General features: G+C 41.7%; 21 protein-coding genes. 15 read left to right on the top strand and 6 right to left on the bottom strand.

Annotation, left to right across the window (positions count from 1 at the left end):
- Positions 1 to 66 precede the first annotated feature (66 nt).
- Together BRLA_RS21960 and BRLA_RS21955 are read right to left on the bottom strand one after the other, a co-directional pair.
- A complete protein-coding gene (locus BRLA_RS21960; RefSeq protein ID WP_022586087.1) occupies positions 67 to 1,377 on the bottom strand; it encodes an HAD family hydrolase in 1,311 nt (436 codons plus the stop codon).
- 112 nt (positions 1,378 to 1,489) lie between these two features.
- Positions 1,490 to 3,550 (bottom strand): methyl-accepting chemotaxis protein, encoded by a 2,061-nt coding sequence (locus BRLA_RS21955; protein WP_236867703.1) that lies wholly within the window; start codon positions 3,548 to 3,550, stop codon positions 1,490 to 1,492.
- Positions 3,551 to 4,102: 552 nt separating this feature from the next.
- Here BRLA_RS21955 and BRLA_RS21950 point away from each other — a divergent pair.
- The 10 genes from BRLA_RS21950 to BRLA_RS21905 all read left to right on the top strand — a co-directional run bounded on the left by BRLA_RS21950 (position 4,103) and on the right by BRLA_RS21905 (position 13,882).
- On the top strand, positions 4,103 to 4,708 hold the full coding sequence (locus BRLA_RS21950; protein ID WP_003334128.1) for a glycerol-3-phosphate responsive antiterminator: 606 nt from the start codon (positions 4,103 to 4,105) through the stop codon (positions 4,706 to 4,708).
- On the top strand, positions 4,680 to 5,396 hold the full coding sequence (locus BRLA_RS21945) for an HAD family hydrolase (protein ID WP_003334129.1): 717 nt from the start codon (positions 4,680 to 4,682) through the stop codon (positions 5,394 to 5,396). Before BRLA_RS21950 ends, BRLA_RS21945 begins: the two co-directional genes overlap by 29 nt.
- 1 nt (position 5,397) lies before the next feature.
- Positions 5,398 to 6,483 carry an ABC transporter ATP-binding protein gene (locus BRLA_RS21940; protein ID WP_003334130.1) on the top strand — a complete coding sequence of 362 codons (1,086 nt, stop codon included), beginning with the start codon at positions 5,398 to 5,400 and terminating at the stop codon, positions 6,481 to 6,483.
- A complete protein-coding gene (locus BRLA_RS21935) occupies positions 6,484 to 7,434 on the top strand; it encodes a carbohydrate ABC transporter permease (RefSeq protein ID WP_003334131.1) in 951 nt (316 codons plus the stop codon).
- 56 nt (positions 7,435 to 7,490) lie between these two features.
- Positions 7,491 to 8,276, top strand: a complete 786-nt coding sequence (locus tag BRLA_RS21930; protein WP_423752628.1) for a carbohydrate ABC transporter permease — start codon at positions 7,491 to 7,493, stop codon at positions 8,274 to 8,276.
- Between the two features lie 24 nt (positions 8,277 to 8,300).
- Complete coding sequence (locus BRLA_RS21925) at positions 8,301 to 9,617, top strand: ABC transporter substrate-binding protein (protein WP_003334133.1); 1,317 nt, start codon at positions 8,301 to 8,303, stop codon at positions 9,615 to 9,617.
- A gap of 13 nt (positions 9,618 to 9,630) precedes the next feature.
- The gene (locus tag BRLA_RS21920; RefSeq protein ID WP_003334134.1) at positions 9,631 to 10,374 is read left to right on the top strand and encodes a glycerophosphodiester phosphodiesterase; all 744 of its coding nucleotides are present in this window, start codon (positions 9,631 to 9,633) and stop codon (positions 10,372 to 10,374) included.
- Between the two features lie 271 nt (positions 10,375 to 10,645).
- Positions 10,646 to 12,070 carry an amino acid permease gene (locus BRLA_RS21915; RefSeq protein ID WP_003334136.1) on the top strand — a complete coding sequence of 475 codons (1,425 nt, stop codon included), beginning with the start codon at positions 10,646 to 10,648 and terminating at the stop codon, positions 12,068 to 12,070.
- Between the two features lie 148 nt (positions 12,071 to 12,218).
- The gene (locus tag BRLA_RS21910; RefSeq protein ID WP_003334137.1) at positions 12,219 to 12,758 is read left to right on the top strand and encodes a flavin reductase family protein; all 540 of its coding nucleotides are present in this window, start codon (positions 12,219 to 12,221) and stop codon (positions 12,756 to 12,758) included.
- 173 nt (positions 12,759 to 12,931) lie between these two features.
- Positions 12,932 to 13,882 carry an aminopeptidase gene (locus tag BRLA_RS21905; protein WP_003334138.1) on the top strand — a complete coding sequence of 317 codons (951 nt, stop codon included), beginning with the start codon at positions 12,932 to 12,934 and terminating at the stop codon, positions 13,880 to 13,882.
- A gap of 107 nt (positions 13,883 to 13,989) precedes the next feature.
- Here the strand turns inward: BRLA_RS21905 and BRLA_RS21900 are convergent, their stop codons facing one another.
- Positions 13,990 to 15,318 (bottom strand): FAD-dependent oxidoreductase, encoded by a 1,329-nt coding sequence (locus BRLA_RS21900; RefSeq protein WP_003334139.1) that lies wholly within the window; start codon positions 15,316 to 15,318, stop codon positions 13,990 to 13,992.
- Positions 15,319 to 15,796: 478 nt separating this feature from the next.
- Between BRLA_RS21900 and BRLA_RS21895 the strand changes: the two genes are divergently transcribed.
- The 3 genes from BRLA_RS21895 (at position 15,797) to rihC (ending at position 18,914) form a co-directional block, all read left to right on the top strand.
- Positions 15,797 to 17,263, top strand: coding sequence for a flavocytochrome c (locus tag BRLA_RS21895; protein ID WP_003334140.1), 1,467 nt, complete (start codon positions 15,797 to 15,799; stop codon positions 17,261 to 17,263).
- Between the two features lie 33 nt (positions 17,264 to 17,296).
- On the top strand, positions 17,297 to 17,653 hold the full coding sequence (locus BRLA_RS24460) for an FMN-binding protein (protein ID WP_003334141.1): 357 nt from the start codon (positions 17,297 to 17,299) through the stop codon (positions 17,651 to 17,653).
- A 334-nt stretch (positions 17,654 to 17,987) separates the two neighbouring features.
- The gene (rihC, locus tag BRLA_RS21885; RefSeq protein WP_003334142.1) at positions 17,988 to 18,914 is read left to right on the top strand and encodes a ribonucleoside hydrolase RihC; all 927 of its coding nucleotides are present in this window, start codon (positions 17,988 to 17,990) and stop codon (positions 18,912 to 18,914) included.
- A gap of 86 nt (positions 18,915 to 19,000) precedes the next feature.
- Here the strand turns inward: rihC and BRLA_RS21880 are convergent, their stop codons facing one another.
- Entirely contained in the window at positions 19,001 to 20,431 is a 1,431-nt protein-coding gene (locus BRLA_RS21880; protein WP_003334143.1) for an alanine/glycine:cation symporter family protein, read from the bottom strand.
- A 238-nt stretch (positions 20,432 to 20,669) separates the two neighbouring features.
- Between BRLA_RS21880 and BRLA_RS21875 the strand changes: the two genes are divergently transcribed.
- Positions 20,670 to 21,470, top strand: a complete 801-nt coding sequence (locus BRLA_RS21875; protein ID WP_003334145.1) for a TatD family hydrolase — start codon at positions 20,670 to 20,672, stop codon at positions 21,468 to 21,470.
- A 176-nt stretch (positions 21,471 to 21,646) separates the two neighbouring features.
- The gene (locus BRLA_RS21870) at positions 21,647 to 23,317 is read left to right on the top strand and encodes a glutamine--tRNA ligase/YqeY domain fusion protein (RefSeq protein WP_003334146.1); all 1,671 of its coding nucleotides are present in this window, start codon (positions 21,647 to 21,649) and stop codon (positions 23,315 to 23,317) included.
- 88 nt (positions 23,318 to 23,405) lie between these two features.
- On the opposite strand, the gene BRLA_RS21865 is transcribed toward BRLA_RS21870, so the two are convergent.
- Positions 23,406 to 24,185: a DUF2705 family protein gene (locus BRLA_RS21865; protein WP_003334147.1), complete on the bottom strand. Its 780-nt coding sequence runs from the start codon at positions 24,183 to 24,185 to the stop codon at positions 23,406 to 23,408.
- Positions 24,186 to 24,187: 2 nt separating this feature from the next.
- Positions 24,188 to 25,102 (bottom strand): ABC transporter ATP-binding protein, encoded by a 915-nt coding sequence (locus BRLA_RS21860; RefSeq protein WP_003334148.1) that lies wholly within the window; start codon positions 25,100 to 25,102, stop codon positions 24,188 to 24,190.
- Positions 25,103 to 25,393 lie beyond the last annotated feature (291 nt).

Genomic DNA, 25,393 nt, shown 5'->3' with positions numbered 1-25,393 from the left:
CGGGAACGGTCTTTTACAAATCATTTGTGAGTATAATGAATCATATCTCACAGGAATCATGTTTGATTACTTGTTTGGAAGTAGCTCAGCTTTTGTTTTTCCTACTAGAATTGATGATTCAGTAGGAATCCACATACCTGTGTTTTCATCGCGACCTTGTAGTACGTATTTAGGGTTTGGTCTGTTCATTTCATCCACAGCTTGTTTGGAAACCTTACCAATATTTCCTTCTTTTAGAAGATTAAGAATTAGAACTAATTTTGTATCAGGGAATTGAGTCATCATTTCGTAGTCACCGTTGCTGTCGCCGCCAATGAATAGAGGACCGTTTCCACCGTGTTTTTTAGCAATTTCTGCTTTAATTACTTCTGTTTTTCCGCCATAAACGGTTTTGTACCAGTTCTTTTTGTATACTGGTTGCATAACGCTTTTTGCGTCTTTTTCCAATTCCATACCGATTACGTTTTCTTTTGGAATGTTATAGCCATACTTAGGATTTGATGCAAATACTTCTACTACTTCTTTCATAGAAGCAGACACTACATAAACATCAATTCCATTAGAACGGAACGTATTCATCATGGAAGCAACCTCTGGAGACAGACGAAGACCAGATGTATATGTAACGCTGATTACGCCAGCTTTACCGCTCAGTTTTTTAGGGCTTGTATAGTTGATTTTGCGGATAGAGTCACCAAGACCGTAGTCATTGGAACGTTCAGCCAACTCATGAACTTCATCAACGCTCATGTTAGTCAAGAAGTAAAGAACCCAAGGATAACCTACATCGCTACCATGAGAACCGTTGATCGCTTCGTACAAGAAGTACATTTTTGTACGGAAGTCGATGAATTGGTCAGACTTAGTAACTTCCTCTAGGGATTTTTTACCTTTTAAGCCTTTATAGTTTTCATACAAGTATTTGTAGTCAGAAATGATGTCAGCAGAAACGTTTTCCATTGTGATTGCTTTGCCATCTACTGTTTTGTACTTGTCAGCAAAAGGACCTTTTGGAACGTTCATAACCAATACTTTTGCAAATTCTTCTGGTGTTAATTTGAAGATCAAGTGATTGATTTGATAAATAAGAAGCGCTTCTTGCGTATCGTGCATGATGCTAGTGTTATCCCAGTCAAATACAGCATAAGGCTTTTTATCTGCTTTGTAATTAGGACTTTTCACGCCATATTGGTCGATCATTTTTTGAACAGCAGCGTGAGTTTTGTCAGCCCATTTACCTTTATCAAGCAGTTGTAATTGCTGTTGAGCAATTTGTGTAGCAGCAGCTGTTGATAGTGGAGCTGCGAATGCTGGTGCTGCACCTAGCATAAGTGATAGAGATAGTCCAACACTTAGCAATACGTTTGTTTTTTTCATGATTTTCTCTCCTTTAATGATGTGAGTTTTCTTATAAACAATCGGGAATATCATGGATACTCCCGACTATTTGCGATGGAAGTCTTGCTAAATAGAGAGTATAAATATGCTGTTATACACGGAAACGGTCAATTAAGCTCGTTAATTCCTGAGATATTTGACGTAGTTCCTCAGATGATCCTTGAAGAGCCAGCATTGCAGTTACCTGAGACTCAGAGGATGCAGACACATTTTGCATGTAGTCAGCCGAAAGCTTAGCGATATGTGCTGTCTCATCTACAGAAGATGCAATCTCTTCACTGGCAGCAGACATTTCCTCTGAAATTGCCGAGTTATCATGGATTTGTTCAGTTATATTTTTGATTTGTTGAAGGATGCGTTGGAATGCTTCACCGGAATCCTGTACCATTTGAACACCGTTCGAGACGCTATGGTTTACATCATTCATAGAATCCATGGCACGATTGGTTTCTCCGTGTACTTCATTGATTAAGCTAGCAATCTTACCAGCAGATTCTGAAGATTGTTCGGCAAGCTTTCTTACTTCATCCGCAACAACAGCAAAACCTCTACCATGTTCTCCCGCACGAGCAGCCTCTATGCTTGCATTTAGAGCAAGAAGGTTGGTTTGGGAGGAGATGTCGGTAATCATATCTACAATTTTTACAATCTCGTTAGAACGATCCTGTAGGACCTTCACAACAGAGAGAGAATGCTCGACAGATACACCGATGTTGCTCATTTGCTGAACAGCGTGCTGTACGGTTTGGTTACCATTCTCAGCTTCTTGTGTTGTATCAAGCGAAAACTCTGCAATAGAGGAGGTGGATTCTGCAATTCGTTGAATACCCAGTGCCATTTCCTCCATGCCTTTAGCACTTTCCTCTGTACGCATGAGCTGATTATCTGCTCCGCTTGCTACTTCTTTTACGTTTTCAGCAATTTTATCGATAGCAATTATATTACTCTCCACATGAGCGGATACCTGCCCGGAGGAGGCTACCAGTTTTTTGGATGCGGATACAATCTCTGAAATCAGATACTTAATAGATAATTGCATGGATTGCAGAGAATTTGCTAGAGTACCTAACTCATCCTTACGCTGAAGTAAATGAGGCTGTACTTCCTTGGTTAAATCACCTTCTCCAATCTCCTGCATGTGACCAATTAAGGTAACGATTGGCTTAGAGAACTTACCAGCTAGAATAATAGATGCAACCAAAGCAATAACGCCTAAAATTACACTCATGATCAAAATAAGGAAGAAGATATGATCAATGCTGCTATTAAGCTCGCGTTGTTCAATAAATGAAATATACTTCCAACCAGTTTTTGGCGAGGTATAGACGTTCGTTAAATAATTTTGATTTTCCATAACGACTTCTAGTTGACCTGTCGACATTTCACTTAGTTGGGCTAATGTTTTATTATCCAAATCTTTTACGTTTTTGGAGATCATATCCGGATATTGAGGGTTGGCAAGTACAGTACCCTCAGCGGAAATCATCATAACATAACCGGTCTCGCCAATTTTCATTTCCTTCAAGACTTCGGTTAAATTCAACAGGTTTGTATCAATACCAAAAACCCCTACTGCTTTTCCAGTCATATCGCGAAGCTGTGTAACGATACTGACTGCAATAGTCTCTGTTCCTGTCAAGATATAAGGAGCAGTGATTACGGCCTTGCCTGGTTCTTTCATAGCATCTGTATACCAAGGACGGTCACGTGGGTCATAATGTGAGCTCATATTTTTGACAGGATACTGTGTATAACCGCTAGCCTCAGTGCCTATAAATAACGATGAAGTGTTGGGATGGGCTTGAATATAGCGTTTAAACTCTTGGGCCAGTTCTGCTTCTAAACCACCATTTGCCATAGCATCTATTTTAACTGTTCCAGTTTCGTTCTTATATGACTTGATCGATGCATCTGTTCTTTTCAACAGTGCAGAGTTTGCAAGCATGAGTACGTTTTCACGAATGGAATTAAAATAAATAGATACGCCATTATCCACTTGGGCTACTTCCTTGGTATTAGCATCCAAGAAGTCCTGATGAATCTGTCTTTTCATATCCAAGTAAACAATGCTACTAATAAGGGCAATCGGGATCGTGATGCATAAGACAAATGCAATGATTAACTTGGCTTTTATTGTATGAAACAAAGGCATTCCCTCCCACATGCAAGTAACCCCTATCAACTTTTTCCAAATAAAAGGAAATAGAGGCGGAATTTTATTTCTGTTCTATTAATTAATCGGATAAATCGGGAATAAAATGAAGGATTATTTCAAAGGTACATAACAATGTTAAATATTCGTTGAAAATTTATGATATTTCTGTGAAATTTTAAAAACATGATATGTAAGGGATTCTATTAGATTTAATCGTGTAAAAACAGGTGGTTTTTCGAGCGTTTTTACGTGAAATTTAAACTTTATTTTCACAAAAAAATTATCATTTTAATGCATATATTTAGGATAAATATGGTAATCAATGGTGATTACATTCATTTTCTTAACAAAATGCTGTTCTAAACTTAACAGGACCTACACAGCATATTAAAAAACAAAAGGTACGATACAACTAACAAGTAGATAGTGAAAAGGTTGGAGCTGGGGAGAAACCTCAATAGAAATTACCAAAAACTTTTTTAAAAGAAAGTGGATTGGCAGGTTCTATTTGAGGTTTTTTGTTTTTTAAACAGGAGGCGAATAGCAGACATGAATCAAGCGGAGTTTTACGCCAGATTAGCAAGGCATAAAATCATTGCATCCATTAAGCAGCCAAAATCGCTGGAACGTGCATTAGAGGCTCCCATCAGTGCTGTAGTGTTGTCAATCGGGAATCTAAACACAATGAAACGATACGTTGATCTGTTTAAATCGCACCAGATTCCCGTTTTTCTTCACCTAGAGCGCATTGGTGGCATTAGCTACGACCGGGAAGGAATGGCTTATGTAGGCGAGAATGTGAAGCCAACAGGCATTGTTGCAACGCGTAATACGCTGATTAAATTAGCAAAAAAGCATGGCCTGCTTACGATCCAACGTTTGTTCTTAGTTGACAGCGATTCGCTCAAATCTGGAATTCAATCGATTCAGGAAACTCAACCGGATGCGGTGGAGATCATGCCTGCCCTGCTGCCGGAATATATCATTGAGTATCGTAATTCGCTTCAACAGCCAATTATTGCAGGCGGGCTGATCAAGAGGCGGGAGCAAATGGTGATTGCTCTTTCGCATGGCGCTATTGCTGTATCTGTAGGAAAACATCAGTTGTGGAAGGAGAATATGGGGAATGAACACTTGCAGCACTCTTCTATTTGATTTGGATGGAACCTTGCTGGATAGCAGGGAGGGTGTGATAGATGCGGTTTACTACACGATAGAAGAGCATTGTCCCGGCTTGTTTACCAGAGGAGAAATAACAGATCGGTTTGGCGAAGCCTTGGAGGAATTTTTACGTGCCGTTGAAGCAAAAATCAATGAGCAGCAGGTACAAAAGCCTGAACTGCCTGACCAATTCAAAGTAAGTCATTGGGATCGGACAGCATATTGCAAGGATTACTTTACGTACATGAAACGCCACAACCAACAGGTACAGTTGTTTCCATTTGTGAGAGAAGGGATGGAGGCACTCAAAAAACGAGGATTTCAGCTTGCTGTTGTCACTAACAAACAACGTGAGCTTGCTTTGCAAAACCTAGAAATAGCGGCGATTCTGCATCTAATGGACACAGTGGTCACGCTAGATGATGTGGTGCTTGGCAAGCCTTCTCCTGAGCCCATACAGAAGGCGATGGCAATCCTAGGGACCGTCCCTGAAGCGACACTCATGATTGGTGACAGCAGGTATGATCTGTTATCCGCTCGTGCGGCAGGTGTGCGCAGCGTTTTGTTGGAGTGGTACGGAGCAGATCAACGAATCCAAGAGGAACCTCATTATCGATTTCAAACATTCCAAATGCTTGTCGATGAACTGCTGTTAGCCAGTGTACAAGGAAAGGGTGAGTAGAGTGGCAGAAGTTGTGCTGAAGCAGGTAGTGAAGTCCTATCAGCATCAACAGGTGGTAAAGGGGATGGATTTGGTGATTCCGGAGGGCTCCTTTACCGTTCTTGTTGGGCCATCAGGCTGTGGAAAATCAACTACGTTACGAATGATAGCTGGACTTGAGAGAGTGACCAAAGGCGAAATTTGGATAGGTAAGCAAAAGGTGAACGATGTACCACCCGGTAAACGAGATTTAGCCATGGTGTTTCAAAACTACGCGCTGTACCCCACGATGACAGTCTTTGACAATATTGGCTTTGGATTAAGAAACCGAGGCATTTCAAAAAAGGAATGCAAGAGACTGGTCGAGGAAATCGCTGAAATCGTAGGGCTTCAGGATTACTTGCATCGTAAGCCGGCGCAATTATCAGGAGGTCAGCGCCAGCGTGTGGCTTTAGCCAGAGCCATGGTGAAAAAGCCAAAGGTGTTTCTCATGGATGAGCCCTTATCTAATCTAGATGCGAAATTGCGGAATCAGATGCGTGTAGAATTAACCAGCTTGCATAAACAGCTAGGCACTACATTCATCTATGTGACACATGATCAGGTAGAAGCAATGACGATGGGCGATCAAATCGTGGTCATGAATGAAGGGGAAATTAAGCAGGTGGCCTCTCCGATCAAGCTCTACCATGAGCCGGAAAATCTGTTTGTTGCCCAGTTTATCGGTTCCCCTTCTATGAACATTTGTCAACAGAGGGATCACGCAGGATTACTAGTAGGTTTTCGCCCGGAAAAAGTGATGATCAAGACAGAGCAAGGATTGGTACAACATGAACATATGCCGCAATCATCTGGCTCGGACTTTTCTAGTAGAGGCCGTATTATTTCGCGGGAAATTCTTGGCTCCGATGTATTGTATTACGTACAGACAGATTCAGATCAGATCGTAGTCAAAAAGGAGGCAGACCAGCTTCTTTCCTCAGGGGCCGATGTTATTGTATCCGTGCCTCCTGAACACCTGTATCTCTTCGATCCAGCTACAGGAATGCGTAAGAATCCTCCCCATCCTCCTTATCAAAAATCTGCGATCGCAGGAGGATTGGTCTAAATGGAAAAGGTGGCTGCATCAGAAACCAAATCGCTGCCTACTCCATCGGTCTGGTCTCGGGAACAGATGATGAAAACAAAATTTTTGGAACATGTGCGTCCTTATGCATACATTACTCCTGCTTTGTTGTTTTTTACGCTTTTTTTCTTATTTCCGATCGGTTACATGATTTATCTTAGCTTCCATGATTGGTCGTTGTTGAATTTGGGTGAGATCGAATGGGTAGGCTTTGCTAACTTTCGAGAGCTATTTTATGAACCAGATTTTCATCTCGTGTTTTTCAATACGATTGTGTTCACTATTGGTACTGTGTCTATCAGTATTTTGCTAGCATTTTTTCTGGCTCTTTGGCTAAATCGAACAGCTAAAATTTATGGAATCATGCAAGCCGCGGTTTTTAGCCCGCATATCATTTCTCTGGTGTCAGTGTCTATGCTTTGGATGTGGCTTATGGACCCGCAGTACGGTTTATTGAACGCTCTTTTGGAATTCATCGGATTACCAGCCTATACATGGCTTAGTGATACCAAAAGTGCGCTGATTTCACTCATTCTAGTCAGCGTTTGGAAGGGTGTAGGCTATAACACGCTAGTCTTTATTGCGGGACTGCAAAGCATACCGAAAGATCTCTACGAGGCGGCCAGTTTAGATCAGGCAAATAGATGGAAAACGCTACGCAAAATTACGCTGCCGATGCTGTCCCCCACTTTATTTTTTCTAACGGTCATTAACATCATCTCCTCCTTTCAAGTTTTTGACACGATTTATATCATGACGCAGGGAGGTCCTGTTAATAGCACAAATATGCTTGTCTTCTATATCTATGAACAGGGAATGGATTTCTACAATGGGGGGATTGCTTCGGCCGCGTCTGTTTTACTATTGGGACTCATTGGAGTGGTCACTCTTCTGCACTTTTTATTTATGGAAAAACGTGTTCACTATCGCTAAAGGAGAGATGACAAGTGAAGCAAATAGGATACCTTTCGCTTCAAGCGCTTGAATGGATGCTGTTACTAGCCGTATCGCTCATCTTTGTCTTTCCTTTTCTATGGATGGCGTTGACTGCTTTTAAAACATTGCCGGAGGTCTTCCAATTTCCGCCTACCTGGTGGCCTGAGTCTTTGCAGTTTCAGAACTTTGTAATCGCTTGGAACTCGGGGCCATTCTTTACTTATTTACGAAACAGCCTGCTGGTGGCAGTTGGTATTTTAATTCTTCAAATCTTAACGGCTGTGCCTGCTGCCTATGCATTTGCAAGGTATCGCTTTCGGGGAAGAAATTTTTTGTTTGGCGTCACCTTAATCGCTCTGATGATTCCGCCTCAGGTGATCTTTCTGCCGATCTACGTGGAGATGAGCAATTGGGGGCTCGTGAACACCTTATGGTCATTGATATTACCTTATGGAGCGAGTGCCTTCGGTATTTTTTTATTACGTCAGGCCTTTATGCAGGTACCAGACGAGGTAATTGAGGCGGCACGGTTGGATCATGCATCTGAGTGGAAAATCATGTGGACCATTATGGCTCCTATGGCAAAGCATGTGCTGGTCACATTTGGACTATTTAGCTTCATTTATCACTGGAATGATTACTTTTGGCCGCTCATCATGACCAACAGTAACGAGGTACGCACATTACCGATAGGAATTTCCATGCTGAAAGCGGCTGACGGAGGCAGTCAGTGGAATGTGATTATGGCGGGGAATATGATTTTGGTGTTCCCGATACTGCTGATTTTCTTTTTTGCTCAGCGCCATATTATTAGCGCGTTTGTTTATCAATCCAAATAACGTAATCTCAAGGAGGGCAAGAACGTGAAAAAGTGGGGCTTATCTATTCTAATGTGTACAGTAGGCTTGTCAGGGATGCTAGCGGGATGTACTCAGCAGCAGGCAGTAGGAACTACTGAACAGCGGACAGCAGCAAGTCAGGAAGCAACAGCATCTACCCAGCCTGTTGAGATTGATTTCTGGTATGCAGTAGGCGGTCATAATGGGGAAATGGTTCAAAAGCTTGTAAAGGAATTTAATCAAACGCATAAGGATATTGTGGTGAGGCCCTCTTATCAAGGAAGCTACTACGAGAATCATACTAAGGTGCTGTCCGCGGTCACAGCCGGGAATCAGCCTGATGTTACGATGGTTGAGATTGCTTCCATTGGAGCCTTTGCGGATGCGAGGGTGTTAGAGGACCTAGGGCCGTATGCCGCTGGAGAAGAGAAGAAATACAATCCTGGTCTGATGGGCAACTCCTATTGGAAGGAGAAATTATATGCCGTTCCCTTTAACCGTTCCACTCCTTTGCTATATCTCAATCGCGATTTATTGAAGAAAGAAGGACTTGATCCAAATGGTCCAAAAACCTGGGAGGAATTACGTCATTTTTCTCAAAAGCTCACAAAAAAGGAAGGCGGAAAAACGAAAAGATACGGATTTTCTACGCCCATTGATATTTGGTTCTATGAAGCGCTGGTGTTTGAGAGCGGCGGACAAATTTTAAGCGAGGACGGCAAGAGCTTAATGATTCATACAGAGGCAGGTAAAGCGCCGTTGGAATTTTGGATGAGCATGCTACAAGAAGGGATCATGAAAGCTCCTCCAGGTGAGAAGTACAATGCATGGGATGTAGCCGCGCAGGATTTCTTAAATCAGCAAGTAGGGATGATCTTTACAACCACCGGTGAGCTGAAGGGCATGCGGGAAAAAGCCAAGTTTGATGTAGGAACGGCCTTCCTGCCTGCTAATAAGGATTTCGGAGTACCAGCAGGTGGGGCAAATCTAGTAATTCTACAAAAATCATCTGAAAAAGAAAAGAAGGCGGCGTGGGAGTTCGTGAAGTGGATTACTGATACGCCGCAAACCAGTGTATGGTCAGCGGAAACAGGATACATGCCAGTCACATCAGAGGCAATTCAATCAGATGAGATGAAAAAAGTGTATGAACAGGATCCGAACTTCCAAGTAGCTGTGAAGCAGTTAGAGTATGGTAAGCCGCGCCCAATGGTACCGGGCTATAAAGAGCTACAGGAAGTCATTATGACAGAAATTCAGCGTGTAATTTTAGGTCAGGCTAGTATTGACGAGGCACTATCCAAAGCTGTGGAAAAGGGGCAAAAATTGTTGAAGAAATAGGGGGGAATCTCATATGAGCTATTGCATGGCACAACGAGGCTGGTCAGGGAGGGCACCTGAAAATACGATGGCAGCTATTAAGCTTGCCTTAGCAGAACCGGGTATTCAGGCGATTGAGGTAGATGTACAGCTATCCAAGGATGAGATTCCTGTGCTCATTCATGATTTTACGCTAGAACGCACCACAAACGGATCAGGGCTAGTTAAAGATCATACATTTGAGCAATTGCGTCAGTGGAGTGCAGGAGGCTGGTTTGCTGAGGAATTTTCTGATGAAACCATCCCCGCCTTAGAGGAATTGTTTCAAGCTGTTTCACAGCATACTTGTCGCCTTAATGTAGAGCTAAAGACAGCAGGCAATCTATATCCGCGTCTAGCTGAAAAGGTTGTGGAGCTGGTAGAAGCATATGAGCTTCATTCACAGGTTTGTCTCACCTCTTTTGATCACGAAATCATAAAAAAGGTCAAAGAACTACAACCCTCGATGAAAACGGGGTTAATTATAGCGGGCAAACCAGTGCTGTTACGTGAACAGCTAGAGGAAACAGGAGCAACCATTCTGTCCATGGCCTATCCTTATCTGACAAAAGATTTTGTACACATAATGCTGGAGCAAGACTACGAGATATTTGCTTGGACGATTGATGGTGAACATGAGATAAGGCGAATAAGCGAATGGCATCCCCATCTATATATTTGCACCAATTATCCTGACCGAATGCTTTCTTGGCACGCTGAACGAAAAGAGTCGGAGTAAAAAAATAGAAGGTTGAACCAAGAAGAGCAGTTACATGTAATCGATGTAACTGCTCTTTTTATTTTTTTGATAGATATTTATAAAAGCGCTTTATTTGGTAATGATAATTTTTATGCTTCATGATTATGTTTTAGATTTTTTAACTATTAATGAAAAGACAAAAATATTTTGATTTCGTTATAGGAATGGCTCAAATCCTCCTATATAATTTACAAGGGGAAATAGTAGTTCCCTGTAATTTTTTCATTTTAGGAAGGAGAAATTCTTGATTATGGGAGCGGATGAGAAAAAACTCCGATGGTATAATATTGCGTTAATGGCGTTTGTAGCAGTTTGGGGCTTTGGCAACGTTGTTAATAACTATGCCAACCAAGGATTACAAGTCATTACCTCTTGGGTTTTGATAATTGCCTTATATTTTATTCCTTATGCCTTAATGGTGGGTCAATTAGGTTCTACCTTTAAAGAGGGTAAGGGTGGTGTTAGTACCTGGATTAAAGAAACGATGGGGCCTAATATTGCCTATTTGGCAGCATGGACCTACTGGGCTGTTCACATTCCATATCTAGCACAAAAGCCTCAGGCTATCTTGATTGCACTAGGCTGGACATTTACAGGCAGTGGTAAGGTACTCGACCAATATTCTACGTTGGTCATTCAATTAGCTTGTTTAGTTATCTTTTTACTCTTTGTATGGATTGCTTCTAAAGGTATTTCGTCCTTAAAGCGAATTGGGACCGTTGCCGGTATTTCTGTATTTGTGATGTCCTTGTTGTACATTTTGCTAGCTGTTACGGCACCAGCACTCACAGGTGTAAGTGTTGCAACAACCAATATGACGCTCAGCACATTCATTCCTGAATTTAATTTTGCTTATTTTACTACCTTATCCATGCTGGTCTTTGCGGTAGGCGGGGCAGAGAAGATCGCACCGTATGTCAACTTCACGAATAACCCAACTCGTGAGTTCCCAAGAGGGATGTTGATTCTAGCGATCATGGTTGCTGTCTGTGCGCTCTTAGGCTCGTATGCTATGGGGATTATGTTTGATGCGAATAACATTCCTGCTGACTTAAAAATGAATGGTCAATATTATGCGTTCCAAATGCTAGGTAATTACTATGGAATTGGTAACACGTTCTTAATTTTGTATGCGATTTCTAATACCTTGGCTCAAATTTCAGCATTGGCATTCTCGATTGATGCGCCATTGAAGGTATTATTATTAGATGCTGATGAAAGATACATTCCAAGAAAGCTTTTGAAAAGCAATGACAAGGGCGTCCCTACTAATGGTTATATCCTAACTACGGTGTTAGTAGGTATTCTCATCATCGTACCAGCTCTAGGTATCCGTAATATGAATACATTGTTTGACTGGTTGCTAGACTTAAATTCTGTAGTTATGCCGCTTCGTTACCTATGGGTATTTGCAGCCTATATTGCTGTAATGAAAATGGCTGATAAATTTACGTCTGAATATCAATTTGTGAAAAATAATAAGTTTGGTCTGCTGATTGGTGGATGGTGCTTTTTCTTCACTGCGTTTGCTTGCTTGATGGGGATGTTCCCGAAAGTACCTGCTTTTACACCACAATGGTACTTCCAGATTACTCTTAATATCGCAACACCGCTCGTGCTGTTAGGTTTGGGTCTGATCCTGCCGTCGATTGCTAAACTGACAAATAATAAATAAGCGTAAGAACGAATCCATCCTGTGTTTATACATGGGGTGGATTTTTTCCTGTAAAAGTGCGTCATGCTTTTGTCAAAAAGAGAGAAGGGACAAGGGGAAAATCCTCAGTACAATGAAAGGGAGAATAAACATCGAAAGGGTGTTTTTGATGGAGCAACAGCTAAGGAATACAGAAGATCATGAGCCGAAAAATCAAATGCCCGTGGCTTTTTTAGAGCAAATGGAGCTTGCAACAGACTGGCTGCATCGAAGAGGGGCTTTTCTAACAACCAAGGACAAAGAAGAGATCAACACGATGACAATTGCTTGGGGTAGCATTGGTTTTCTATTCGGAAAACCCACGCTGACCGTGATGGTGCGTAAAAGTAGGCATACCACCCAGCTTTTACAGGCTTCCAAGGAGTTTACGGTTAGTGTTCCTTTTTCAGAGGATATGGGGGAAAAGCTCTTTGCCTGTGGAACACAATCCGGTCGTACGGTGGATAAAATCTCTACATGCCAATTAACCCTTGCAGACTCTCAGGTCATTGATACACCTGTGATCGGCGACTGTGAGCGTTATTATGAATGTAAGGTGATCGTGGCTCAAGAAATTACGGCACCTGTCCTGTCCGAAGAGATTAGGCAGGAGCATGTGATAGCAGATGATCCTTATTATTGTTATATCGGTGAGATCGTTCATTGCTAGGGACACGGAGGGGCATATTACACGACAGGTGTTTAAAGAGATTCTGTATTTGTCGCGGAATACGACAGTAGGGAAGGTCGGTCCAAGCTGTGCCTATGTAAGGCGATCATGGTAAAGTATATGTCGGAATGAGTAAATAAAATTTCTCAAACGCTAGGAGAAAGGTGGTTCATATGCAACAATCTATCATTGAAATTAGTAAAAGTGTGCTGCAAAGCTCGTTGGGAGTAAAAGCTGGTGAAACTCTTTTAGTTGTAACGGATGACTCCAAGAAAAACCTAGCGGAGGCTCTCTATGAGGCAGGAAGAAGTCTAGGAGCCCAAGCCTTACTTATGGTTATGCAGGACCGTACCAAATCGGGGGAGGAGCCTCCTGAAGCCGTAGCGATCGCTATGACGAAGGCTGACGTAGTGATTGGGATTACCAAGCATTCGCTCACTCATACGCATGCCCGAAAAAATGCGGTAGCAGCAGGAGCTAGGGTGGCTACGATGCCAGGGATAACAGAGGATATGTTCATGGCAGGCGCTATTGCGGCCGATTATGCAAAAGTAAAAGAACTGACTGAAGAAGTAGCTAGCATGCTGACAGAAGCTAAGCAAGTAAGAATTGACAAAGCGGGTTATTCCCTAAGCTTTTCCATTGAGCAAAGAAAAGGGATTCCCAGTACCGGTGTGTATGTGAATCCCGGAGAATCGGGCAATCTGCCGTCCGGAGAAGCTTATATCGCTCCTTTAGAGGGAACAGCTACCGGGCAAATCCTTGTAGATGGTTCCATTGCTGGGATTGGAAAATTAACAGAACCTGTCTTGCTTACAATTGATAAAGGACGCATTGTCTCTGCAGAAGGCCCAAGCGGAAAACAGCTTTTGGAATTGCTGGGCGATGGAGATGGCCGACTATTAGCCGAGTTTGGAGTAGGGACGAATGATAAAGCTCGTATTACTGGGGTTGTTTTAGAGGATGAAAAGGTATACAGCACAATTCATGTAGCGTTTGGAAGCAACAATACCTTTGGGGGAGTCATCTCAGCAGGTGTACATATTGATTGTGTTGTAATGGAGCCAGACTTCTATTTAGATGAGCAGAAAGTAATGGAACAGGGAGCCTTGCTTGGCGTGTAGGTTAAAAAAGCATGAGAGAAAAAGAGCGTTAGCTAGGCTGACGCTCTTTTTGCTGATCACCTGGTTATTTGCAAAATAGGTGTACGAAGCTGTTGAATCTATTGTTTCTACATGGCTTGCAAGCCAGCCTGATTTAAGAAGTTCCAAGGCTTGTTGTAATGCGGTTGGAAGAAGAAATCGACAAAGGCAAGCTGGTCGATTGTCATATGATTTTGGATGCAGACAGATAAGGTATTCATGGATTGCGTTAAATCAGCCTTGGACATGATTTGGGCTCCGAGAATGCGGCGAGAAGCCTCTTCAAAGACTACTTTTAGTAAGACCTTTTCATGCTCTGGCATGAATTCTGGTCGATAGCTGTCTTCGATTGTGACAGTTTTCACATTGATAGCCAAGTCTGATGCAGCCCCTTCTGTTACTCCAGTAGAAGCGATGTTATAATCATAGATTTTAATCCCGGATGTTCCTTGTGTGCCCATATAAGCCATGGTAGGGGCTACTAGATTCTTAGCAACTAGTGTACCCATACGTACAGCATTAGTGGCTAGGGGAATATAGGTGTGTTGCCCGGTAGGATTGTAGCGAATCGCACAACTGTCTCCAGCAGCATACACATCCGTTTTGCTAGTTTGCATGTATTCATTTACGATAATGGCTCCGTTACTCAACATATCGACTTGTCCTGCAAGCAAGCCTGTATTGGGACGAAAGCCAATGCATAGAATCACCAAGTCAGCCTCGTATTCGCCTTTTGTGGTGATGACCTTTGTCACTTTACCGTCCATGCCATCAAATTTCGTAACAGTTTGACCTAGAGCAAGTGTAACACCATGGTCCAGTAATTCTTTTTCGGTAACTTGAGTAAATTCTTCATCAAGATAACGGTTTAGAATCCGATCAGCACTATCAATGAGAGTCACCTGCTTGCCATTCATTTCAAAGGCCTCGACTAATTCAATCCCAATGTATCCGGCCCCAACGACGACTACATTTTTAGCTGTTTTTGCCTTTTCAATAATGGTATTGGAGTGGTTAAAATTCTTGGACAGTACGATATTGTCTAGCTCAATTCCTGCTAAGTTAGGCATGATTGGCCAAGAACCAGTAGTAACGATTAATTTATCATAGGAATCTATGATCTCTTCATTTGTATTTAAATTGCGAACGACCAATGTTTTTTGATCGGTATCTATTGAGATCACATCGTGGCGCATATTGGTAACCACGCCAAGCTCAGCTAATTTCTCTGGGGAAGAGTAGAACAAGCCTTGCGGGTCTTTCACTACACCACCTACATACAAGGCAATACCGCAAGAAAGAAAGGAGATATTATCATTTCGTTCATAAACGGTAATGTGAGCATCTGGATATAACTTAGCAGCAGTAACAATAGCGGCAGTTCCGGCATGTGTGCATCCAATAACAGCAATTCTCATAGCTAGTCCTCCAAGCAGTTAGGATTTATGTGCAAGTCTGTTATTCCTCTTTTTACGATAAACACTGTTGTAATAGTGTTTATGATGTTTATTATAGGAGCGTATTAGTAAAGATGACAGTGAACGTTTTGTGAATGTTATCACATTCACAACCGTTGCTTTTTTCACTATGCACGTTCTGCTATAAATAGGGTAAGAACCGCATACATACAAGAATAAAAACAGATAAAGTTCTTTTGAATCCAGATGATGCACTTGTCTGATTATGACAGAAAATACCTTACATTTGAAAAAAACGAGATAAGAAGGGTGCATGGACGGACTTAGAAAAATATGGTGTGAAATTATTCACATACATTAGAACATCTACTGTTTATACTACCATCGAAGGATAACGTTATTGCTTTCATATAAAAAAGAGAAGAAAAAGGTACTGAATATCCATTTATCAAGTAGTAGAAAAAAGGGAGGATTCAACATGAAGAAATGGATGTCTCTTATGATGGCTGCATTTTTGGCAGTTCCTGTGCTGTCTGGATGCGGCAGTGCAACGACTCCGGGTGCAACGGAAGGCAAGGCTACAACCGAGACAGCAACTCCTCAGGATGAAAGTACGGATATCGTAGTAATTGGTGCAGGCGGTGCAGGTCTATCGGCCGCGGTAGAAGCCACAAATGCTGGTGCCAAGGTAATCGTACTGGAAAAAATGCCGATGGTCGGAGGTAACACAACTCGCGCTACTGGAGGATTAAATGCAGCGGGAACGGAAGCACAAAAGAAAAAAGGAATTGAAGACAGCCAAGAGCTGTTTTACCAAGATACAATGAAGGGCGGATACAATAAGAATAACCCTGAGCTAGTAAAAATTCTGACTACGCAAGCGAAAGATTCTGTGGTTTGGCTAGAATCAATGGGTGCTGATTTATCTGACGTTGGCCGTGCGGGTGGAGCAAGTGTAAGCCGTATTCATCGTCCGACTGGCGGAGCGGCTGTAGGCTCTAATGTTATATCTACTTTAAAGAATAAAGTAAAAGAACAAAATATTGATGTCCGTGTCAAAAATAAAGCGGTCGCAATTATCAAAGAACAACAGGGCAAAGTTACTGGTGTAACAGCCGAGAATAAAGATGGTAAGGCTTACACGATTAATGCAAAGGTGGTCATTTTAGCTACAGGTGGCTTTTCAGCTAATCAGGAGATGGTTATTTCCTATAAACCAGAGCTAAAAGGCTTTGCGACAACCAACCATCCAGGAGCATTGGGTGAAGGGATTACGTTGGGCGAAAGCGTTGGTGCCAATTTAGTTGATATGGCTGAAATCCAAACCCACCCAACAGTTGTTCCTGAAAAAGGTGTGATGGTAACAGAAGCTGTTCGCGGAAATGGAGCTATTCTAATCAATAAAGACGGGAAACGTTTCATCAACGAGCTATTAACTCGTGACGTAGTGTCTAAAGGTATTTTGGATCAAAAAGATGGTGTTGCTTACCTGTTCTTTGATGACGGATTAAGAAAAGGTCTAAAAGCGGTAGAAGAGTACTTCAACATGCAGCTAGTAACAGAAGCTGATTCTGTCGAAGAGCTGGCTGGTAAAATCGGTGTAGATAAAGACGCTATGATGAAAAGCGTAAAAACATATAATGATGCGGTAGCAGCGAAACAAGATAAGGAATTTAAGCGTGATGACCTACCTCTTCAATTAAACCAAGGAAAGGTTTATGCCATTCAAGTAACTCCTGCGGTTCATCACACTATGGGTGGCCTACAAATCAACACCAATGCAGAAGTCATGAATAAAGAAGGCCAAATCATTAAGGGTCTTTATGCAGCCGGAGAAGTTACAGGTGGCGTACATGGTGGTAACCGCCTAGGTGGTAATGCTATGGCTGATATCGTAACATTTGGTCGCATTGCAGGACAAAATGCAGCAAAGGCCGCGAAGTAATCTTGAAAGCAAGAATTTGAGGAGAGAATGATTATGAAAAAACTATTTTATCTAGTAGCTATGCTAGCGATGGCGGCGATGGTGCTTGTTGGCTGTGGAGCGACAGCTGATACCGGTAAATTTAAGGACGGTTCATATGAAGGTGTGGCTCGCGGTGCTAGTAGCGATATTAAAGTGTCTGTAGAAGTGAAAGCAGGCAAAATTGATGGTATTAAGATCCTAGAGCATGAGGAAACCCAAAATCTGATTGAAGCTGTTATGGAGAACACGATCCCCGAGATCATCGAAAAACAAGGCACAGAGGGTGTAGAGGCTATCTCTGGTGCATCTAAATCTAGTAGTGCTGTAAAAGAGGCAGTTAATCAAGCCTTGGAAAAAGCGAAAAAGTAACATAGAAAGACAAAAGATAAGAGAAGGATTAGACCAGTAGCGGTAGCCGATATGAACTAGTGAGTTATCAGATCAGCACGATTGACCTTATCTGTTCGGAGCATTATTACATTTCGTTACTTAAATAAGAGTTTTTTTGGAGTAAAACTCTTACAAAGAATATAGAAGGATGTAAGGCCGTTCCTGTAGGGAGCGGCTTTTCTTTATGAAAATATAACTCTCGCAGTGCTGGTCTAGTCGTATCTTTTTTCTCTTGTAATTGACGAACTAGCTAGCCCATCCTTACAATAAGATGCGTAAACGGTTACATAATGGATAAGAAAGGACGATCGAGATGGAACCAATACACCACATTATCATTGATACCGATCCGGGAATAGACGATGCAGTAGCAATTGCAGCAGCTCTGTTTCATGATCAGATAGATGTGAAATTAATCACCACAGTTGCTGGCAATGTGTCATGCGATAAAACTACCAATAATGCCTTAAAGCTCCTCGAATTCTTTCACAGTGATGTACCGGTTGCACAAGGGGCAATCAAGCCTCTATTACGGACACTAGAGGACTCTAGTCATATCCATGGCAACTCTGGGCTAGATGGATATGATTTTCCTCATCCAAAGAAGGAGACCCTTGGTATTCACGCTATTGAGGCAATGCGTGAAACCATTTTGAGCAGTAAGGAACCTATTACGTTAGTTCCTATTGGTCCGTTAACCAACATTGCTCTCCTATTATCTGTTTATCCAGAATGTAAGCAAAATATCAAAAGAATTGTGTTCATGGGTGGTTCAGCTTCACGCGGCAATCATTCTCCTGCGGCAGAGTTTAATGTGTTTGTTGACCCGGAAGCAGCGAAGATAGTATTACAGTCGGGGCTTGATATTACAATGTGTGGTTTGGATGTAACAAGCCTAGCTACTTTAACGAAGGAAAACGTAGAGGCTTTAAAAGAGATGAATCGAACAGGTGAAATGCTCTATGGGTTATTTCAGCATTATCGTGGCGGTAGCTTAGCGACTGGCTTACATATGCATGATCTCTGCGCTATTGCGTATTTAGTAAAGCCAGAGCTTTTTGTCACAAAGGAATGCTTTGTAGATGTAGAAGTTAATGGGAGATATACGGCTGGGGCGACTATCGTTGATCTGAAGAGCTATTATCAACAGCAAGCGAATGCAAAAGTATGCTTGGAGATTCGAGTAGAGGAATTCCGTCAGTGGTTTATGGAAATATTTACTAATCCGAGTATTTTGTAAAAAGATAAATAAGTAAAAAGAAGAGGACACTACTGCCTGTAGTATCCTCTTCTTGTGTATATTCTCATGTTTTTCCATTCTTATTGCTAGGAGACCTCTTTTACTTTATTAGGATCACGTTCCCAGCATTCTGTATTAACTAGTCCTGGAATAGAATCAGAATAAAAGACTGGGTCTTGGCCTGCTTTTCGCTGTTGAACATAATCGGTCAGAGCAGCAAATGCATATTTTCCAAGTAGGAAAATAGCAATCAGGTTAAGGAGTGCCATCATCCCCATAAATAAATCAGCTAATGTCCAGACGATATTGTTTTGTGCCAAGGATCCAAACATGACCATTCCGATAACGCAAAGTCGATAGAGAAGCACCCACGTGCGAGATTCACTGCGAATAAAGTCGATGTTAGTCTCACCATAATAGTAGTTACCAACAATGGAACTATACGCAAAAAAGAAAACAATTATGGCAACAAAGTAAACAGCCCAATAGCCGAGCTGAGTGCTTAGCGCCGCTTGTGTCAACTCAATTCCACCCATACCACTATCCACATAAATGCCAGATGTAAGAATAATAAACGCAGTTGCACTACATACCAACAAAGTATCTACATATACTCCCAGCGTTTGTAACAAGCCTTGTTTAACAGGATGTGTAATATCAGCAGTGGCTGCTGCATTAGGAGCACTACCCATCCCAGCTTCGTTAGAGAATAGTCCACGCTTGATTCCCATGCTAAGTGCCATACCAATACCGCCACCAAATGCTTCTTGCAGACCAAACGCATGACTTACTATGCTCATAAAGACAGCAGGAATTTGCTGATAATTCATAAGCATTACAAATAAGGCAATGCCAATATAAAGAGTTGCCATGATCGGTACAATCCATTTTGAGATAGCCGCTACGCGTTTTACTCCACCAAATACAACAATAGCAGTAAGGATACATAAAATGATACCCGTCGTTACTTTATCTACCCCGAAGGCCGTTTGCATAGCTGCCGTAATGGTATTGGCCTGTACGGCATTAAAGACAAACCCGAAGCAAAGCGTAATTAGAACAGCGAAGGTAATACCCATCCAGCGCTGATTTAAAGCTTTCTCCATGTAATAAGCAGGACCGCCTCTAAATCCATGCTTATCATGTACTTTATAAATCTGCGCCAGTGTGCATTCTACGAAGCTTGAAGCCGCTCCGACTGTAGCCAGCATCCACATCCAGAAGACTGCTCCAGGCCCACCAACTGCGATGGCAATAGCTACCCCAGCTAAATTTCCCGTTCCCACACGGGAGGCAGCACTCATACAAAAGGCTTGGAAAGAGGAAACCCCTTTTTTCTCCTGTGAATTACGATTAGCACCATCACCGAGCAGTCTAAACATTTCACCAATTAGGCGAATCTGCACAAATCTGGTACGAATCGTAAAATAAATTCCGACTGCAATGAGAATGAAAATGAGAATGTAAGTCCATAGGAAATCATTGCTAACAGATAATACTCTTTCTAATGATACCAAATGAAAGAGCCTCCTTTCTCCATAACCTTCCTAACATATTTTATCTATTTTAACATATATACACGTAAATAAAATTAGTAAAAGCTGATTATTTACTTTCGTGAAAAATTATGAATTATATATAAAAACTTAAAACGCTGTTGTTATAAGGTTTTTCCTACATATTTTTGTTTTAGCAGGAATGTGTAAAAAATTGCTACAATGAAAAAGATCAAGAGCCGATAAAGGAGGAATTCTCTTGCCAAATGGTTCCTATCCTATGATTGATGCGCATATACATGTAGATTCATATCATCCTGCTGATGCCCAGCGGATCATGGCTGAGTGTCAGTCATACGGGATTGAAAAGGTGATTTCTGTTTCTATGAATCTATCATCATGTCTTGCAAATCGGGACTGGTTACAGCGATATCCCGGCCGGGTTAACGTAGCATACGGTTTTCATCCTGAACAAAAATTGCCGGCAGAGGCAGAAATACAGCAATTGTTTGATTGGATTGACCAGCACCAAACGGAGATGGTAGCGATTGGGGAGGTAGGTTTGCCTTACTATACTCAATTAGAGGCCAGCAGGAATGAACAGGCATTTAACCAAGAGCCATATATTCACTTACTGGAACGTTTTATTATGACAGCTAGTCGCTATGATAAACCGATTATCCTACACGCTGTTTATGAGGATGCCGAAATAGCTTGTGAGCTGCTCGAAAAACATAATGTGACGAAAGCGCACTTTCATTGGTTTAAAGGCAGTAAGGCTACTACTTTAAGAATGAGTAGGAGTGGCTACTATATTTCTGTTACACCAGATGTTGTCTATGAGGTCGAGATTCAGCAACTGATTCTACAATATCCCTTGGAACAAATTATGATAGAGACAGATGGCCCATGGCCGTTTGAGGGGCCGTTTACGGGCCAGCTTACCCATCCCGCTATGATGAAGGAGAGCTGTCAAGCTATCGCCCGTTTAAAAGGTCTATCAGTTGAGGAGACAGCTTCTATCCTGTATCAAAATACAAAGCGTTTTTACAAGATATAAGATTCTTGTTTCTGTCATATCAATTGGTCAGAAGCAGGTGTAGTTTTTTCCTGTTTACGGCTAAACTAAAAAAGATTGGTTTATAAGCGAAGGTAGGTTGAACTAAAAAGTAGTAAACTGTATTATTTTACTTATACAAAATGGTACAAGGTACACGTTAACTTGGTGGAGAAAGGTTGATTTTAGTGGAAAACACTTCGGCATCATCAAATTTCATTCGTAACATAATTATTGATGATCTTGAATCAAAAAAAGTAGATGAGGTCGTGACAAGGTTTCCTCCAGAACCAAACGGCTACTTGCATATAGGCCATGCCAAATCTATTTGCTTAAACTTTGAGTTGGCGAAAGAATTTAACGGAAAAGCATTTTTACGTTTTGATGACACGAATCCTACGAAAGAGGATCAGGAATATGTAGAGTCCATCAAGGAAGATGTAAAGTGGCTTGGTTTTGAGTGGAATGAACTGTATTTTGCATCTAATTATTTCGAGGAAATGTATGAACGTGCAATATTGCTGATTAAAAAGGGGAAAGCGTATGTTTGTGATCTGTCCGCGGAGCAAATGAGAGAATATCGCGGTACCTTAACACAGCCAGGCAAGGAAAGCCCGTATCGCAATCGCAGCATCGAGGAGAATCTGGATTTGTTCGAGCGCATGCGCAAGGGTGAATTTGCGGATGGAGAAAAGGTGTTGCGTGCTAAGATTGACATGACTTCTCCGAACATGAACATGCGTGACCCAGTTCTTTATCGTATCTCGCACGCTACTCACCATAACACAAGTGATACCTGGTGCATTTACCCGATGTATGACTATGCTCATCCATTAGAGGATGCAATTGAAGGGGTTACGCACTCTATCTGTACTCTTGAGTTTGAAGACCATCGCCCTTTGTATGACTGGGTAGTCGCTGAGACAGAAATGAAGCATGTACCGCACCAATACGAATTTGCACGTTTGAATCTAACGCAAACAGTAATGAGCAAGCGTAAATTAAAACAGCTCGTTGATGAAAACATTGTGGATGGATGGGATGATCCGCGAATGCCAACCATCTCAGGATTACGCCGCAGAGGATTTACTCCGGAATCTATCCGAACCTTTGCTAGAGAGATTGGTGTTGCTCGCAGCTACAGCGTAGTAGATTCTAAGATGCTGGATCATTTTATTCGTGAAGATTTAAAGCTAAAAGCACCACGCACAATGGGAGTAGTAAAACCGCTTAAAGTGGTAATTACTAACTATCCAGAGGGACAAGTGGAGTGGCTTGAAGCTGAAATTAATCCGGAAAACCCAGAGATGGGCTCTCGCTTGATTCCGTTTACGCGTGAAATTTATGTAGAGCAAGATGATTTCATGGAAAACCCACCAAATAAGTATTTCCGACTATTCCCGGGAAATGAAGTTCGACTCAAGCATGCTTATTTCATTAAATGCAACGAGGTCATTAAGGATGAGAACGGCAATGTTGTGGAGCTTCACTGCACCTATGATCCTGAAACAAAGAGTGGCTCCGGTTTTACAGGACGCAAGGTAAAAGGGACACTTCATTGGGTAGATGCAACGCATGCTATTCCTGCTGAGTTCCGTCTCTATGAACCATTGATTTTAGATGAAGAGGAAGAAGAGGGCAAAACCTTCCTTGATTATATCAATCCGTCATCTTTAGAGATTCTACAAGGGTTTGTAGAGCCGAACATGGCAGAGGCAAAACCTCAAGATAAATTCCAATTTTTCCGCCATGGGTACTTCAATGTTGATCCGAAGCACACAACCGCTGATAAGCTGGTATTTAACTTGATTGTGTCACTGAAAAGTTCATTTGACCCAACGAAAAAATAAGCAAGCCCGATCAAGATGATCAAAAAAAGCTGGTTCTTCCGTTCGAAGAGCCAGCTTTTTGTATCTTGTACGATTTATTTTGAAAGGCTTATTGCACATCCCGTTTTTTGAAGATCAGGATTGATAAATAAACCATCAGGGCAATATAAATAGCGATTATCATCAAGGAGAACCAGATGCCTAAATCGGGATAGGCAGGTACAGACAAGCGAGAGACCAACGGATTGTCAGAATACGCTTGTAAGTCCAGATGATTGAAAATCACAAACTTACCCCATACATATTTCTTGGTAAACATACTAACGATGGAACCGGAAAAGTATGCAATGATAGCTACACTAATCGCAAGTGCATTTGTCTTAAATATAGTTGCAGTGAAAAAAGATAGTGTAGCTAAAAAGAATAATGCTGGAATGTTGTAAAAATAGGCTTGTAGTAATGTTATGAAGTCCAAACCGGCCATTGATTCTGTTCCGAAAAAGACTACTCCTACCAAACTGCTAAATAGCATCAAAAATAAAGTAGCAGCAACTAACATGATAAGAACTGTCACATATTTAGAAAGTAAAATGGTTGTACGGCTGCTAGGACGAATCAATAGTTGTTTAATAGTGCCTTCTTTATATTCGTCCGTCAGGATTTGAGAACCTATAACAAGGCCAAATAGAGTAATTAAAAAGCCAAGACCAATTTGCATGAAGACCGAGAATCCAGCATAGCCAATTCCAGATGTCATGTCGGTTGCATAAAATTTACCTATAAGTCCTGCTAATAAAACAAGAACGGCCAGTAAGGAGAAGAATAGCACGGTTTGTCTTTTCGCATTGAGCTTCATGATTTCATTTTGTATGAGATGGAAAAATTTCATCGCTATTTACCTCCTTTTGTCAGGGCTAAGAAGCGATCTTCCAGCGACTTGGTTCTAATTTTAATCTGATAAATAGGGCAATTGTTCTCTACTAAGCGTTGTACAATTACCGGAATGTCCGATTTTTCAATCTGAAGCAGAAGAAGCTTGTCGCTCATTACTTCAACTGTCCAGTCGTGTAAAACGTCTACTGCTTGCTGACTGCTTTCTACTTCAAATTCAACAGATAGTCCTTTAACCTCTGTTGCCTGATTGTTAACAATCATTTCTTCAATAAATCGACCTTCTTGGATTACAAGAGCCCGGTCACACATCAGCTCTACTTCAGAGAGTAGGTGACTGGAGACTAGAATAGCGATATTTTCACGTTTGGCTAACTCCCGTAGATAGTCGCGGAGCTGGCGAATCCCTGCCGGATCAAGGCCGTTTGTTGGTTCATCTAGAATCAAAATGGACGGGTTGTGTAGCAGAGCTTGAGCAATTCCTAAGCGCTGGCGCATCCCTAGAGAATAGGTTTTTACCTTTTGATTGATAGCACCTGTCAGCTCTACAAGGTCAATAATTTGATGAATGCGTTCCTTCGATACTGGTTGAACAGCCATCCGGGCAAAGTGGATCATGTTCTGCATCCCGGTCATATAGCCATATAGTTCAGGGTTCTCCACAATAGCACCGACATGAGCCATTGCTTTTGACCGATCCTTTTTTATATTGTAACCTTCCACATATATTTCGCCTTCCGTAATGGAAGAGAGGCCAACAATCATGCGAATGGTGGTAGTTTTACCAGAACCATTGGGACCAAGAAAACCATATACCTCTCCACGTTGTACGGAGAACGTCAGGTCTCTAACAAGTGTTTTCCCCGCGACTCTTTTTGTCACGTTTTCTAATTTCACCACTGGTTGGTTAGACATTCAGTTTCCTCCCACATTTTTTAATAATCTTCTATTAGCAAAAGAAATAGACATAGAACATCCTTTTTTTGCTTTTACTAGACTATTATAGTTGAAAAACCTTTCAGTGGACTTAACCTACTCTTAAACTTACCTTAAATAAGTGAAGGTTACCATTTCAAAGGCGTTTTTATTATGTTTGATTTTATCTAAGAATCGTTAAAACCAGATTAAGGTTAGACGCAAAATTAGAAAAGTAAGGTGAAGTGTAGACGGCCACCAGAACATGCCCTCTAGATTAACAGGTGGAGT

The sequence above is a fragment of the Brevibacillus laterosporus LMG 15441 genome (assembly GCF_000219535.2).
GTDB lineage: Bacteria > Bacillota > Bacilli > Brevibacillales > Brevibacillaceae > Brevibacillus_B > Brevibacillus_B halotolerans.
Note: the sequence above shows the minus strand (reverse complement) of the source record. Positions and strands in the feature narration are given on the sequence as shown.

Coding starts and splice junctions, on each gene's coding strand:
- BRLA_RS21960 (WP_022586087.1), bottom strand. CDS start 1,377: ATGAAAAAAACAAACGTATTGCTAAGTGTTGGACTATCTCTATCACTT.
- BRLA_RS21955 (WP_236867703.1), bottom strand. CDS start 3,550: ATGCCTTTGTTTCATACAATAAAAGCCAAGTTAATCATTGCATTTGTC.
- BRLA_RS21950 (WP_003334128.1), top strand. CDS start 4,103: ATGAATCAAGCGGAGTTTTACGCCAGATTAGCAAGGCATAAAATCATT.
- BRLA_RS21945 (WP_003334129.1), top strand. CDS start 4,680: ATGAACACTTGCAGCACTCTTCTATTTGATTTGGATGGAACCTTGCTG.
- BRLA_RS21935 (WP_003334131.1), top strand. CDS start 6,484: ATGGAAAAGGTGGCTGCATCAGAAACCAAATCGCTGCCTACTCCATCG.
- BRLA_RS21930 (WP_423752628.1), top strand. CDS start 7,491: ATGCTGTTACTAGCCGTATCGCTCATCTTTGTCTTTCCTTTTCTATGG.
- BRLA_RS21920 (WP_003334134.1), top strand. CDS start 9,631: ATGAGCTATTGCATGGCACAACGAGGCTGGTCAGGGAGGGCACCTGAA.
- BRLA_RS21915 (WP_003334136.1), top strand. CDS start 10,646: ATGGGAGCGGATGAGAAAAAACTCCGATGGTATAATATTGCGTTAATG.
- BRLA_RS21910 (WP_003334137.1), top strand. CDS start 12,219: ATGGAGCAACAGCTAAGGAATACAGAAGATCATGAGCCGAAAAATCAA.
- BRLA_RS21905 (WP_003334138.1), top strand. CDS start 12,932: ATGCAACAATCTATCATTGAAATTAGTAAAAGTGTGCTGCAAAGCTCG.
- BRLA_RS21900 (WP_003334139.1), bottom strand. CDS start 15,318: ATGAGAATTGCTGTTATTGGATGCACACATGCCGGAACTGCCGCTATT.
- BRLA_RS21895 (WP_003334140.1), top strand. CDS start 15,797: ATGAAGAAATGGATGTCTCTTATGATGGCTGCATTTTTGGCAGTTCCT.
- BRLA_RS24460 (WP_003334141.1), top strand. CDS start 17,297: ATGAAAAAACTATTTTATCTAGTAGCTATGCTAGCGATGGCGGCGATG.
- rihC (WP_003334142.1), top strand. CDS start 17,988: ATGGAACCAATACACCACATTATCATTGATACCGATCCGGGAATAGAC.
- BRLA_RS21865 (WP_003334147.1), bottom strand. CDS start 24,185: ATGAAATTTTTCCATCTCATACAAAATGAAATCATGAAGCTCAATGCG.
- BRLA_RS21860 (WP_003334148.1), bottom strand. CDS start 25,102: ATGTCTAACCAACCAGTGGTGAAATTAGAAAACGTGACAAAAAGAGTC.